The organism is Acaryochloris sp. CCMEE 5410 (genome assembly GCF_000238775.2).
Classification (GTDB): domain Bacteria; phylum Cyanobacteriota; class Cyanobacteriia; order Thermosynechococcales; family Thermosynechococcaceae; genus Acaryochloris.
The window spans coordinates 3,708,768-3,722,217 of the sequence record NZ_AFEJ02000001.1 but is presented as its reverse complement, the minus strand read 5'-3'; the positions used below and the strand labels follow the sequence as shown (position 1 = coordinate 3,722,217).

Here is a 13,450-nt window from a genome sequence, read left to right as displayed (position 1 = left end):
CTTCACGAGGGTAAAAGCTGGGTAATCTCGTCGCTTGTCAAACTCAGAGACACATCACTTTACCGCCAGGTTGCAAGAGCCAGAACGTCGGGTTGCAAAAAAGAATGATAATCATTATCATTTTTAGAATATCTTGTGCAAGCGGTTCAATCTATTCCGGGTGGCTCATCTCGCTAGCGACTACCCATGACGTTTAAGTATGGCATTGCCCATCATGACTCAACATGCTCTATTCGTCTGTCGGTCCTGTGCCTTCTCGCCGACCCAACGGGATTACAGAGGACAACGCGGTGGTTATTACCTGCTTAGCAGCTTACGGCAGCTTCAGGAGCAATCACCTCTACCGCCTGAATTCAAGATCGAAGCGGTGGACTGCCTAAGTGCCTGCAATCGTCCCTGCACCATTGCCCTAGCAGCAGCAGGGAAAAACTCCTTAATGTTTGGTGACCTACTGCCCCTAGACAGTGCCGCGGCAGTTTTGCAACTGGCCCGCCAATATTATTCCAGTTCAGAGGGCATCGTTCCCCGTCAGCATCGTCCAGAGTCGCTGCAAAAAGGGATTCTAGCGAGAATTCCCTACCCCAGTCTGTAATCGCATCCGAACTCTGTTCCATGACTCAATGGGTTGACCCTCTACCTTGCATCCCACAGGAGACTATTTTATGCAGATATTTCGATTCGACTTGCTCTGCGCAGATCCCTCGTCTGAACTCATCATGCTGGAAATGACATTGAGAAAGCGCTGTTTCCGGGCGATTGTCTAAATATGTAGACCCAATCCAGACACCTATCTGGAGATTTATACATATGTAGTGCATTGCTAGCTGAGGACACCAGATCCGCTCGGCTCTCAGTTGCGTCTTCGGCACATCCCTAAATCTAGGTCTTTATGCATGACACTGATTACCCCCACATACGCCACGACTCATCCACCAGAGACTAGCCCTGTCGTTCGGACGTTTAAGCGGCGGGAATGTTTACCCATGATTCAGAACCTTCTCTGGAAAATTGATACGGGTATGGTTCGCAGCATTACTCTTCACGAAGAGGGTGATATTACTACTCTAGGACTCTGGGGAGCGGGAGATATCATTGGGCATCTGTTCGCTGGCATTGAACCTTACCAAGCTGAATGTCTGGGCACTGTTCGAGTCCATCGACTATTGATCAATGACTACCAGGCACTAGAGGAGGCTATGTGGTGTCACATTCAACAAAGTCAAGCCTTGCTCACCATGCAGCATGGTTCAGTTCAAACGCGCTTTAGTCGGTTTCTCAATTGGTTAGCTGACCGATTTGGCCAGCGATCTGGAGATGAATGCTTTATCCCGCTTCCCTTCACTCATCAAGATATTGCTGAAGTGATTGGCTCCAGCCGAGTCACGGTGACGCGATTAATCGGGGAGTTTGAGAGAGAAGATACCCTGTCCTGGTCAAAAAAAGGCTGCGTCTTGCGTCATCATTCTGGTCCCCAAACAAAGCCTGTTGAGTATCCCTTCAAACGTTGTCGTTACTAATGGCGGAATGATGTATGAAGTAACCGCTTGACAAGATGTTCACCCTCACTCCTTCGCCATCTTCGATGCCCCTACTTAAGCCCCTAGCAGAACTGAGTCGCCATCATCAACTATCGGATTACATTACTGCGATCGCATGGTCGCCCGTTGGCAATACCCTGGCGGTGACGTCGGGGGCAGGAGAGGTTTTTTTGCTGCACAACGATAGTGCACTATTGCTTCAAGATGCCAGTGGTTTATCCATCGATGACATCGCCTTCTCCGCTGATGGCCAGTGGTTAGCAGCTGGTGGCCAAGCAGGGCAGATTCACCTTTGGCCCATGACGATAGAGATGGCGACAGAGACAGCCCCAGCCTCAGAGATCCTAATGGGCAACTCTGCCTGGATTGATCGGCTCCAGTGGCATCCTCACCACAACTTACTCGCCTTCAATCGAGGGAAGACGGTGCAAATTTGGGATGCTGATCGGGCTGAAATGCTGACTACTCTTGAACTCGCTTCCCAAGTTCAAGACATTGGCTGGTCGCCCGATGGGCAACATCTTGCGGTGGCAGCCAATACCCTAGTCAACATTTGGCGGATTCCACAGTGGGATCACCCTCTCCATCAATGGGAACTGATGGCTCCAGCAATGTCTCTATCCTGGTCTGCTGAAGGGGCTTATCTCGCAACAGCAAATCAAGATCTAAGTGTCAGTATTCTAACGTGGGCCAAGGTGTCCTTTATCAATCAGGCTTCCACCGCAGAAGATGATTTACCAACCCTCATTCGGGGCTTCCCTGGTAAGATCCGCCAACTGGCTTGGGCCGATGTACCCGATGCAGATCGCTCCCCTATTTTAGCGGCTGCAACCCGTGAACTGGTAGCGATGTCGATGCTAGTACCCGACGAAGGCTGGCAAAGTTGGATATTAGATAGCCACACTGCGAACGTCTTAGATATTGCGTTTCAGCCCCAAACAGGTCTGCTTGCCTCTCTATCTGAAGATGGTTGGGTCATTTTGTGGAAAGCAGCGGTTGAAGCTGCTCAGATGCTCGATGGCGCGATGGACGGATTTTCATGTTTGGCTTGGCACCCCACTGGACAGTGTCTCGCCGCAGGGGGGCAACGGGGTGAAGTGTTAGTTTGGTCCGTTGACTTGGGTTATGAAGGTTTGGGTTATGAAAACGACGAATGGGGGCTGGACTGAGCATGACCCTGTTAGATTGGCCCATTTTTGGTATCCATATTAGCTGTCCGATTTGCCGCCGACAGAGTCCAGCCCTGATGCTAACCGAGGCGTATCTTTGCCCGAGTCATGGGGTCTTTGAAGCCGATCCGGTAACGGGCAGTCTCGTTCACCTCGATACGGAGCGATGTTGGTATCCCTGGCAGGGCAACTGGTATCAGCAGCACCGCAACCCAGAAGGGCTAAAGATAGAAGTTTTCCAAGTGCTTGATCACCTGCATTACCAGGGTTTTCGGGCGGTTAAACTGACCCTTGCTCGCCGATATGAAGCACTAGTCCAGCCCCATTTAGAATTCCAATCTGATTGGTGGCGACAGATTTACTATGCGAAACCCCGGCTCTATGGGCTGCCTTTAGAATTTAGCCCTGCCATCGATGCTGATTCCCGCTGGCAGGTGATCAATTTTGAATTTTCTACAGAATTTGGCCCGCCGGCTTATGCTTACCCGTTCTGTACCCGATGGGATGAGGGCGTTGGCAAGTCCAAGGGCCGTTAGGACTGGCATTGCTTACGTTGAGGCAGCGTTGGCTGATTCTAAAAAACTATGATAATGATAATCATTATATTTAAATCCTGCTGGCAGCAAGTCTATCCATGAAACAGACAACTTCTTCCTATGATGTGGTGATAGTCGGTGCAGGGCCAGCCGGGGTGGGTTGTGCGGTCGCGCTTCAGGATCTGGGCCTGAAAAACTTTATCCTGTTGGAACGGCAGCAGGTGGGAGCCTCCTTTAGTCGCTGGCCAGCGGAGATGAATTTAATCACCCCCTCGTTTCCGAGTCATGGTTTTGGCCTACTCGATCTCAATGCCATTACCTTGAAAACATCGCCAGCGATCGCCTTTCGCCGAGAACATATCAATGGCCAGCAGTATGCCCTCTACTTGCAAACGGTGGTCGATCACTTCCAGTTGCCTGTGAAGACGGGAACGGATGTTTTGGACATTGAGCCCCTTTCTCAGTGTCGTGGCTTTATCCTCAAAACTTCTGGCGGAGACGTCAAAACCCAGTTTGTGATCTGGGCTGCTGGAGAATTCCAATACCCAAAGTTAAATCCATTTTTGGGAGCAGACCATTGCATTCACAATTCTCAGATTCGCTCTTGGAAAAATTTGCCAGGGGATGAATTTACGATCATCGGTGGCTATGAAAGTGGTATGGATGCCGCGACCCACTTAGTTGCCTTAGGAAAGAGCGTCAGGGTTTTAGATCGGACTGGGGTGTGGGGGAACCAGGAGACGGATCCGAGTATTTCCTTGTCACCCTATACGCTGCAGCGCGTGATGTTGGCCCATCAAACGGGTCGTCTCGACTTGATCGGCAATGCCTCCATTGAGGAAGTCAAAAAAGTGTCAGAGGGCTATGCCGTCTTCAGCGAATACCAGAAATGGCTGACGGTTCATCCCCCGATTCTCTGTACTGGTTTTGAGACCAGCTTGCAGCAGATTGCATCGCTGTTTCTGTGGTCAGGGGGGCATGCCATTTTGAATGATGAAGATGAGTCGACGCTGACGCCAGGTCTATTTGTGGTTGGCCCTTCAGTCCGTCATCACGATGTTATTTTTTGCTTTATCTATAAATTTCGTCAGCGGTTTGCGGTAGTGGCTGATGCGATCGCACGTCGTTTAGACCTGGACCCTGCACCGTTAGAAACTTACCGCCAGCAAGGCATGTTTCTAGATGACCTGTCTTGTTGCGACAACGACTGTATCTGCTAATCACTAGACCTCTTGCATAAATCCTACCTGAAGCTGCTCTTACCCTTTATGGATTGCACTAGACCCTCCAGCCCCCCAATTCTGATACTACTGGCAAAATTCACGTCCAGTTATATGGGGCGATTATATCGATGGCTTTCACCCTTGCACTCGCCCCCTAAATCCCCCACCAGTGGGGGACTTTACCTATTTCTCCGCACAGATATGCAAAATCGGATTTGAGAGAACAATGCTTGAGATCTTCGGTCCTATTATTCAGCTTAGCTATAGGTTCAAAGTCCCTCAGAATGGGGGATTTAGGGGGCTGAAAAAGGCTTTGCTATGTAAACAAATGCTGATTTCGCCAGTGGCTCTACTACTGGGGAGAGAGCAGCGTTATCTTGTCCGATTCTGTTTAATGATCTGCCATGCCCCTACTTACCCCACCCGCCCAGCGCTCTATCGTCGTGATTGGTAAAGAGAATACAGGCAAATCTCAACTGGTTGCCTCCCTTACGGGATGTTTGCCCTACAGCATTAACTTCCGTGGCTCTACGATTGCCTGTGACACCTATGTCGGAGGCGGACTAACTGTTGTGGATACCCCCGGTATTATGTACCGTTCTGATCGGGTCACCACCCAAGCTGCACTGGCACAATTAGACACCCATGACACCGTGTTGCTGGTGATCAAAGCCACCCATATTGATGAAGACCTAGCGGATTTATGGCCCTTGGTGGTGGGGAAGCGGGGCATTGTGGTGATCACGTTTTGGGACAAAGTGTCGCAGGCTGGATTGACCCAGCAGAGTGTTCAATGCTGGGAACAGAACTCTAACCTGGCGTTTATCCCCGTTGATGCAAGACATCTAACCCCAGCCCAGCACCACGACATTCGGGCAACCTTGCAAGAGCCGACTATATTTTCCCCAGAATGGCAACCCATTCCCACGGGATGGCGAATTGAACCGCGACCAACGGTGTTAGAACATCCACAGTTTGGTTGGCTGGTGGCGATCAGTCTTCTACTACTACCGACCCTACTTGCGGTGTGGTTTGCCAATAGCTTTGCGGCAGTGGTCGAGCCTCTGATGCAAGCGCTGCTCCAACCTCTAGTAGATGTTCTGGCTAATATACCTCTGGCTTTGCCCAGGGAAATGCTGATTGGGCGTTATGGCTTGCTGACCATGGGACCGTTGCTATGGATCTGGGCTGTGCCGACCGTCATTCTCTATGCCTTATGTCTAGGCACTTACAAGGCTAGTGGCTTGGTAGAGCGGATTACGGTGGCTCTCCATCCACTGCTGCACCCCTTGGGTTTATCTGGACGTGATCTGGTGCGGGTCGTGATGGGATTTGGCTGTAATGTGCCAGCGGTGATCAGTACCCGTGCCTGTTCGAGTTGCGCTCGAAAAACATGTATGTCGGCAATTGCCTTTGGTTCTGCCTGTTCTTACCAATTTGGTGCCACCCTGGCGGTGTTTAGTGCAGCCCATCGGCCTAGTTTGGTGATTCCCTACCTGGGTTATCTCACTGTGACAACGCTGATCTACACTCGCTTGATTGCTCCCAAGTCGGCTCGTTCACCTCACAACCGGCTGATGATTGAACACCGCACGTTTTTGGAAAGACCGCGCTGGGCCACCATCTGGCGAGAAACCCAGGGCACCCTCCATCAGTTTTTTACCAGTGCCATTCCCATTTTTGTGGCCATTACCTTGATCGCATCGATGTTAGATCAGCTGAGTCTTCTGACTGCTGCTGCATCTATAATTCATCCCCTAATGCAGATCTTTCGCCTCCCTCCAGAAGCAGCCTTGCCCATGATTCTGGCCTCTATTCGTAAAGATGGTCTGCTGCTCTTTGCTGAACCTGAAACCCTCTCCGTTCTCACACCGCTGCAAATTCTCACAGGGGTCTACTTGGCAGGTGTCTTGTTGCCTTGTTTAGTCACGGCCCTGACGATCGCCCGAGAACAGTCTCTCCAATTTGCCTTGGCGTTAATGGGTCGCCAGGCAATCGCGGCAACTTGCTTCTCCTTGATCTTGGCCTGGGGCGGGTACTGGTGCTTAGGTGCATTAGCCAACGAGGCACACCCCTCATCGGCATCATCTGACCTGTGTCAACTCCATGCCATGACTGAACTGCCTAGTCTACGAGTCAGAACGGAAACTTGCGCAAACACAGAAATTTCAAGTTTTTTGCCACATCCTAGACTTCTTGGGACTGTGCCAAAACGGATTGAAGTAGGGGCTTCAGCCTGAAGAAAGGTGATTCGGCGAGCCTTTGTCGTTTCCGCCTGGGCTGAAGATTCCCTAAACAACCCACAGCAGATGCTTGATTGTCAGCGTTTCCATATACAGCCCTATGAAGTACCGGATTTACCCCCTAGATCGTATTGCCATTACCGTGATGGTCGTTCTCACCATCTTGATCGGCTTGATCATCATGGGGGGTGACCATTCAGTACCCATTGTTCGAGACTTTAGTTGGCAAGAGAAACAGGTTGGCATGGAAGATACCGCTTTTATCTTGTCGTTTAATCGGACGATGGATTGGCCTAAGGTGGAAGAAAACCTCACCTTAACCCCGGAGTTGCCGGGAAAATTAAGCTGGTCAGGCCGACGACTGGCCTATACGCTAACTGAGCCCATGCCTTACGGGACTGAATTCAAAGTTCAGCTGAGCCAAGTAGAGGAAGTTGGCTTGAGTCCCAATGTCCAGCCCAAGGTGATGCAGCCGTTTTCGGGGACGTTTCGGAGTCGCGATCGCGCCTATGTCTATATCGGTGTGAATGGGGAAGAGTCAGGTCGGTTAATTCTTCAGAATTTAACCCAAGACCAAAAAACGATTCTGACCCCTGCCGACTTAGTCGTCACAGAATTTAAGCCGTATCCCTACGGCGATCGTATTTTATTCGCTGCTACGGCTAAGCGTCTTGTCTCGGAAGGAGAGTTTAACCCCAAGCTCTACACCGTTACGACAGGGTTACAGACCAATCCACCTGATCTAAATAACAGTTCTCAAAAACCCCCAGGCGAGATCGAAGAGGTCTTGGATAACCAGAGATATCAAATTCTCAAATTCGACTTAGCTGCAGACGGCAGTCGAATTGTTGTCCAGCGGGCACTGAAAGAAGGGGCAGGCTTAGGCCAGGTCAGTCTTTGGCAACTCCCCATAGGCAAATCGATCCAACTATTAGAGAAGGTCGAAGGAGGCAATTTCTTGATTGCCCCAGATAGTCGATCGCTTGTGATTGCCCAAGGACAGGGACTGGCCATCTTACCCCTAGAAGGCAGTGAGAATGATCAGCCCTTAGAGTTTCTGCCCAAATTTGGAATGGTTTTAAGCTTCGCAAGAGACGGATCAGCCGCTACGATGCTTAAGTTCAACCCCGATTTCACCAAGTCTTTGTTCTTAGTCACGACTCAGGGCCAGCAAAACGAACTGCTCAAGACAACCGGCTCAATTCTCAGAGCGACCTTTGACCCCAAAAAACAGTTACTTTATTGCTTGCTTACTCAGGTTAGCTCTGGCGAAGAGTATGTAGAAATCCCGTATCTGGCCACAATTGACTTAGCTACCCAAAAAGAAACTCGGCTCTTAAATCTACCCAATCAGCGTGATACAACTATGGCCCTTGCTCCAGATGGTTCAGCGTTGCTATTCGACCAAGCGATTGAAGCGAGTCCCGATAATCCAGAGATTGCTCAGACGAATCAAGGTGGTTCAGTGACCACCAGTAATCTTTGGATTTTGCCCTTAGACAGTAGTAATCAGCAGCCTTATTCCGTTGGCTCAGGTATCGATCCACAATGGTTACCGTGAGGGCCACAATTACTCTTCTGCAATTACCTGAAGTAGCTGCATTCCTCTGGTCGTTAACCCAAAAAGACTTAGGGCTAAATCGTAATATTGACGGTCTCTTAAGAACGGCTGTTATCATAAAATGAGAATGATAATCATGTTTGATAGTCTTGTGATTTGCCAAAAAACTGTTCTCATTCCAGGTGCAGTAAGGAGTTGAGCATGCCAGAGAAACTAACCCCTCATCAGCGGCGCGTGTTGGAAGTCCTTTTTTCCACTCTCCAAGAATTCTCTGCTCAAGATTTGCACCAAGAATTAAAAAAGCAGCAACAAAGAGTGGGGTTGGCAACCATTTACCGTGCCCTCAAGGTTCTCCAACAGCATGGCAAGGTGCAAACGCGTACTTTGACGAATGGTGAAGCAGTCTATAGTATTGCCTCTGCTCATCGGCATCATCTGACTTGTGTCCACTGTGGCATTTCCATGCCATTGCTGAACTGTCCAGTCCACGAGTTAGAACAGGAACTTGCCCAAACTCAGAAATTTCAAGTCTTTTACCACACCCTAGAATTCTTTGGTCTATGCCAGAACTGCGCTGAAGTGGGGGTTTCCGCCTGAATAGCGGTAAGGGCATTTAATAGGTACTAAAAGTACTGGGTGAGGATCCTAACCCCTAAAACTGCGGTAGATCCAGGGTAAAACCTGGCAATATCTCTTCTCCTGACAGTTGAGTTGGCAGCGATGTCATCTCTTTATCTTTCCCTGGTTGATAAATCTCCACTTGCTGATCCTGGGGATTGATTAGCCAACCGAGCCGCACACCATTTTCTACATATTCCTGCATTTTCGCTTGCAGCACAGCTAGGTCATCAGTCCGGGACCGCAACTCAATCACAAAGTCGGGGGCCAGGGGTGGAAATTTTTCTTGCGCTTCTCGTGACAGGGTATCCCAGCGACTTTGTTCGACCCAGGCAACATCTGGTGATCGTTTCGCACCATTGGGCAATTGAAATACCGTTGAAGAACTAAACACCTGACCTAAGCCAGTGCGTCGATTCCAAATCTGCACATCTGCATTTAAATCAGATTCACGACTTCCACTTAAACCGCCAACTGGAGGCATAACGATTAGATCTCCCTGTGCGGTCATCTCAAAGCGCAATCCTTCATTTTGACGACAAATATTGTAAAACTGCGCTTCAGTTAATGCTGCTTTTGAGGCATTGATTGTCAGCGTTTCCATAGACAGCCTACTTAGTGTGTCTCACATGTTGCCTATGGTCTGATTCTAGTTGAGAAGTGTTTGCGATCGCGACTGTGCCTCGTGAGCAAAGTAACTTATCCCTCCATTGCATTGAAAAGTTGCAGTTAAGATGAAGCCCTCTAAATGCGATCTCAAGTTTAGGTAAAACGAGTACCAATCGTCTAACCGCTGGCGAAATGACTTGGTGACCCTTGATTTCACTTTTGTGTTGGGAATACTTCACCAAGTGGAACCGTTCCTCCTGCCGCGATCTCCTGCCGTACCATTGCTGCCATCTGATCCCATTGATCGTCTGTTGTAGCAGCAAAACGGGTTGCCCATTTTTGCTCGTTTTGCAACTCTGCCAAAAATCGAGCCGCGATCGCATCTTGCTGGTGGGGTGGGAGTTTTTGGATTTGGGAGATCGCTTGTTGAAGGAGTTCAGTCATGATTTTGTCGTGGCAAAAGTCACAATCGTACATCGTTTATCGATTGTGGCTGATGCTCAGAGACATTGTTTTCTGGCAGTCTCGACGAATGGCCTGAGTCTCATGGTGTGCGATGCATTCGTTTTATAGGTGGATCTGGTTTAGCTATCGTGCTGACTCACTGTCTGCTCCCACTTGCCTATAAATTCTTCAGCCTGATGGGCAAATAGCTGCATTTTTGCTTCAGCAGCCTCAGCTAAGGCAACAATCTCTTTTAGCTCAGATTGCTTGGTAGTACTTTGTTCAGCCTGTGTCATGGTAGCTTATCCAAGCGACGGACAGAATTCTCTACTAACAGTTTAGCTTCTACAACGACTCCAAGTAAGGTAGCTAGACCCTGACCAGCGTCTTGGAGTTGTTCGGATTGTAGATTTGTCTCGGAAGCTGCTCTTACCGTTGTCTGAATGCGTGCCTTATAGTTTTCGGTAAAGAATGAGACATTGTTGAAAATTGCAAACAATTGAGTGAGTTCAGGGTTATCTGGGGAGGTTGAAAGTTTTTGTCGGGTTATATCAAGGCCATACTGGGCAGTTTTCTGAACTTGGCCAAGCTCCTGGGTCAGCTGTGTAACAAGAGCTTCAAGCGCTTCTGGGGTTGACATTGCGAGATTGCTAATTCGAGTTGATTCTAAAGCTTATCAATTCATTACCCATCGTTACCCACTTTTGATGCAAAGACAGACTTCAGACTCGTAAGGCTAACGGTTTGACTCATGCCATGTGAGCAGATTCATCTAAAAGCAGTTTCACACTGATGCTATGAATCATTTTTTCTCAAGCTCAGCAGCAAAAGTAAGAGGCTGTTTGAAAAGGTCAGTCAGTAGTCTAAAACCCTTGATCTCTCGTTGACAGACAGAGCCTGAAATACATGTTTCTCGTAAAAGACAGGACTTTTCAAACAGCCTCTAAGACACGCTTTAATATCTTCCAGAGTGAGTTCAGAAAAATCCTCTAAAATTTCTGCCTCGGCCATTCCACCAGCCAAGTATTCTAGGATGTCATACACTGTGATTCGCATTCCCCGAATACAGGGTTTACCACTGCGCTGTCCAGGTTCAATCGTGATGATGTGTTGGTAGTACATAAAAGCTGCATAAGAGACTGTATCAATGCGGAAAATCACCAGCGCCGTTTATGACTTTCTTGACTCTCGCACGGCTGCTAAAATTTGCTTCTTTGACACAGTGGATTCAATACCTTCAACATCCAAGGGAGATTTTTTTGGCTTCTTGGCTTTGACAGAGAAAACGGCTCCATCTCTTCCTTTAATGATTACTTCTTCTGCCTGCGCTTGATTTAAAAGCTCTGACAGATTTTGCCTTGCCTCAGAATAAGTATAAACTTTCATCATTTACTCCAATGTCTTTATGCTCATATTCTGAGCGACTGCTTTCAGGCGCGTATCTAAAGTTAGCAATGGACTAGATAACGTTTGAGCAACTTGTAGAAAATAAGCATCATATAAAGCTTGAAAACTCGTAGTTCGCTGCATTTGAATTCTTAGGCCCAAATATCATTTTTATGATCCCAATGATTTTGAACTTCTTGAAAACGTCCAATTCGCTCTTGAATTTTCTGTATTTCTTTAGGGTAGAACTCAAACATGGTTTCGCAGAGAGTCAACATCCATGCCTTTCTGGAATATCCATGATTCATTCGAATGAAATTAGAGTTGGCAATTTGTATTTGTCCCCATCCAAGTGCCCCTACAGTTAGGCAATCCCAATCCAGAAATTCAATTGGCCCAAAACTAACTTCAGTTGCTCTAACTCTATTTTCATTAACTGCGTACTTCACCATAATCAGTGAAAACACATTCATATCGTCTTCGTAGAATCTGGACAGCCTTTCCACTGATGTCAGGTTTGGCATGTTGAACTTGGTATCCTCTCGATGAGTTTTGACGTCTACAACACAGTAGAAATCTTCTCTGTCTCTGAATGCAAGATCAGCCATAGCACGACGAGCAAAATTTGAAGAGTAGTCTCGACACCATTCTCCTAGAAAGCCTTCAAAGCGTTCAGAAATCAACCCCTCAATTGCATCTCCGGCTGCTCTCGTACTTCTTGCAGTTTGGTTCGAGAGAAAGTCAGGTACTGAGTTGATATAAGTTTTAATTTGCTCGGCTACCTCTAAATAATGACCATCATAGAAAAAGCTAGATCTCATCCAAATAGTTCCTTCTGATTACTCTGAGCTGATTTCTTCATGCTCAAAAGCTTCCCTTCCTTTTGTTGCTCATTCAAAGTGTTTCTTTCCCAAAAAACGCCATCAGCATATCCTTGAATTGACAAGTCATCGTCTGCTAATTGAAGACGCTTTAGTGCCCAGCAACAATATTCCTGATTCAACTCAATGCCAGTAAAATTACGTTCAAGCTTTTTTGCTACTACTGCTGTAGTCCCACTACCAAGAAACGGATCAAGCACTACATCACCAGGATTAGAGCTTGCAAGAATTAACTTGGCAATCAATTTTTCTGGCTTTTGTGTTGGATGATCTGTATTTTCAGGCATTGACCAAAATGGAATACTGATATCTGTCCATATATTGGAAGGATGTGTCAGTCGAAAATTTCCATTATCCTCTTCATTCCAATCTTTTGGCTTTCCATTTTTATGCCTATAAGGAGCAATTACTTTCCGCTTCTGTTTAACTGAATCAACATTAAAAGTATATTGATCTGTAACGCTACAGAACCAGATATCTTCTGTATTATTTTTCCAGTTCGTTTTTGCACCTCGACCTTTTTCACGTTCCCATGTGATACGACTATGAATATAGAATTCTCTTTCAAGAAGTGGTGCAATAATTACAGATGTCTTCCAGTCAGAACAAATATAAAGCGTTGCAGTAGGCTTGAGTAGGGGTTTAAGAAGTTTTAAGACAGATAAAAACCAGTCATTATATTCCCCTTTTTCTTTTTCCCTAAATAGATGTCCATTATAGTTTTTTGAGAGATTGTAAGGAGGGTCCATAACTAGGAGATCAACAGACTCTTTTGGTAGATATTGCGCTGCACTAAAAAAGTCTTGATTGATAACTCTTCCTGCTATCTGTTCAATACACACATGAGAATTAAGAGATAATAAAGATTCACTGAATTTTGCCAGCTCGTGTTCTGAGCATGTAAGTGTTCGATTCCGAGGAGCACGCTTTTTCATTCTCTAAAACTCTTACAAAAACAACGTAAATATGGCGCCTCATTATACAAGGTCTTGCTTGAGATCTATGTAGCGATTAGTTTCAAATTCTTATAGCTTGTACACAACTCTGAGTATGTGTACAGTAGCTCTATCTCAGCGTCTTCAGTGAAGTAGACATTTATTGATGAATTATGTAACTGGAGTTGAAGGTCTAACGGTACACTCAGCGGCATCCGTTCCGAATCTCCTGGCCATAGAAGAATTATCAACTGCAGTTGTCTAAAGAAAGTTCCTAACCAGTGATCACCATCGAGCATTAACTAAC

Annotated in this window: 16 protein-coding genes; 8 read left to right on the top strand and 8 right to left on the bottom strand. The window is 47.2% G+C overall.

The window, feature by feature from the left end:
- Positions 1-199: 199 nt before the first annotated feature.
- The 8 genes from ON05_RS17135 to ON05_RS17100 all read left to right on the top strand — a co-directional run bounded on the left by ON05_RS17135 (position 200) and on the right by ON05_RS17100 (position 8,867).
- A complete protein-coding gene (locus tag ON05_RS17135; protein ID WP_010474082.1) occupies positions 200-592 on the top strand; it encodes a DUF1636 domain-containing protein in 393 nt (130 codons plus the stop codon).
- 301 nt (positions 593-893) lie between these two features.
- Positions 894-1,517 carry a Crp/Fnr family transcriptional regulator gene (locus tag ON05_RS17130; RefSeq protein WP_010474084.1) on the top strand — a complete coding sequence of 208 codons (624 nt, stop codon included), beginning with the start codon at positions 894-896 and terminating at the stop codon, positions 1,515-1,517.
- Positions 1,518-1,552: 35 nt separating this feature from the next.
- Positions 1,553-2,707 (top strand): WD40 repeat domain-containing protein, encoded by a 1,155-nt coding sequence (locus ON05_RS17125; RefSeq protein ID WP_010474086.1) that lies wholly within the window; start codon positions 1,553-1,555, stop codon positions 2,705-2,707.
- A gap of 2 nt (positions 2,708-2,709) precedes the next feature.
- Positions 2,710-3,243: a TIGR02652 family protein gene (locus tag ON05_RS17120; protein WP_039780308.1), complete on the top strand. Its 534-nt coding sequence runs from the start codon at positions 2,710-2,712 to the stop codon at positions 3,241-3,243.
- A gap of 98 nt (positions 3,244-3,341) precedes the next feature.
- Positions 3,342-4,463 carry an NAD(P)/FAD-dependent oxidoreductase gene (locus ON05_RS17115; RefSeq protein WP_010474090.1) on the top strand — a complete coding sequence of 374 codons (1,122 nt, stop codon included), beginning with the start codon at positions 3,342-3,344 and terminating at the stop codon, positions 4,461-4,463.
- Between the two features lie 407 nt (positions 4,464-4,870).
- Entirely contained in the window at positions 4,871-6,706 is a 1,836-nt protein-coding gene (locus tag ON05_RS17110) for a nucleoside recognition domain-containing protein (RefSeq protein WP_010474092.1), read from the top strand.
- A gap of 103 nt (positions 6,707-6,809) precedes the next feature.
- The gene (locus ON05_RS17105; RefSeq protein ID WP_010474094.1) at positions 6,810-8,270 is read left to right on the top strand and encodes a hypothetical protein; all 1,461 of its coding nucleotides are present in this window, start codon (positions 6,810-6,812) and stop codon (positions 8,268-8,270) included.
- Between the two features lie 201 nt (positions 8,271-8,471).
- Positions 8,472-8,867, top strand: a complete 396-nt coding sequence (locus ON05_RS17100; protein ID WP_010474096.1) for a Fur family transcriptional regulator — start codon at positions 8,472-8,474, stop codon at positions 8,865-8,867.
- A 55-nt stretch (positions 8,868-8,922) separates the two neighbouring features.
- On the opposite strand, the gene ON05_RS17095 is transcribed toward ON05_RS17100, so the two are convergent.
- The 8 genes from ON05_RS17095 to ON05_RS17060 all read right to left on the bottom strand — a co-directional run bounded on the left by ON05_RS17095 (position 8,923) and on the right by ON05_RS17060 (position 13,143).
- Positions 8,923-9,492, bottom strand: coding sequence for a Uma2 family endonuclease (locus ON05_RS17095; RefSeq protein ID WP_010474098.1), 570 nt, complete (start codon positions 9,490-9,492; stop codon positions 8,923-8,925).
- 218 nt (positions 9,493-9,710) lie between these two features.
- The gene (locus ON05_RS17090; RefSeq protein ID WP_010474099.1) at positions 9,711-9,941 is read right to left on the bottom strand and encodes a hypothetical protein; all 231 of its coding nucleotides are present in this window, start codon (positions 9,939-9,941) and stop codon (positions 9,711-9,713) included.
- A 140-nt stretch (positions 9,942-10,081) separates the two neighbouring features.
- Positions 10,082-10,237, bottom strand: coding sequence for a hypothetical protein (locus ON05_RS17085; RefSeq protein WP_010474100.1), 156 nt, complete (start codon positions 10,235-10,237; stop codon positions 10,082-10,084).
- A complete protein-coding gene (locus tag ON05_RS17080) occupies positions 10,234-10,581 on the bottom strand; it encodes a hypothetical protein (protein ID WP_010474101.1) in 348 nt (115 codons plus the stop codon). Before ON05_RS17080 ends, ON05_RS17085 begins: the two co-directional genes overlap by 4 nt.
- A gap of 215 nt (positions 10,582-10,796) precedes the next feature.
- Positions 10,797-11,063, bottom strand: a complete 267-nt coding sequence (locus ON05_RS17075) for a DUF433 domain-containing protein (RefSeq protein WP_029315230.1) — start codon at positions 11,061-11,063, stop codon at positions 10,797-10,799.
- A gap of 48 nt (positions 11,064-11,111) precedes the next feature.
- Positions 11,112-11,330: a type II toxin-antitoxin system Phd/YefM family antitoxin gene (locus ON05_RS17070; protein ID WP_262561891.1), complete on the bottom strand. Its 219-nt coding sequence runs from the start codon at positions 11,328-11,330 to the stop codon at positions 11,112-11,114.
- A gap of 149 nt (positions 11,331-11,479) precedes the next feature.
- A complete protein-coding gene (locus ON05_RS17065; RefSeq protein WP_262561890.1) occupies positions 11,480-12,148 on the bottom strand; it encodes a hypothetical protein in 669 nt (222 codons plus the stop codon).
- Positions 12,145-13,143 (bottom strand): DNA methyltransferase, encoded by a 999-nt coding sequence (locus ON05_RS17060; protein ID WP_010474105.1) that lies wholly within the window; start codon positions 13,141-13,143, stop codon positions 12,145-12,147. Before ON05_RS17060 ends, ON05_RS17065 begins: the two co-directional genes overlap by 4 nt.
- Positions 13,144-13,450: the final 307 nt, after the last annotated feature.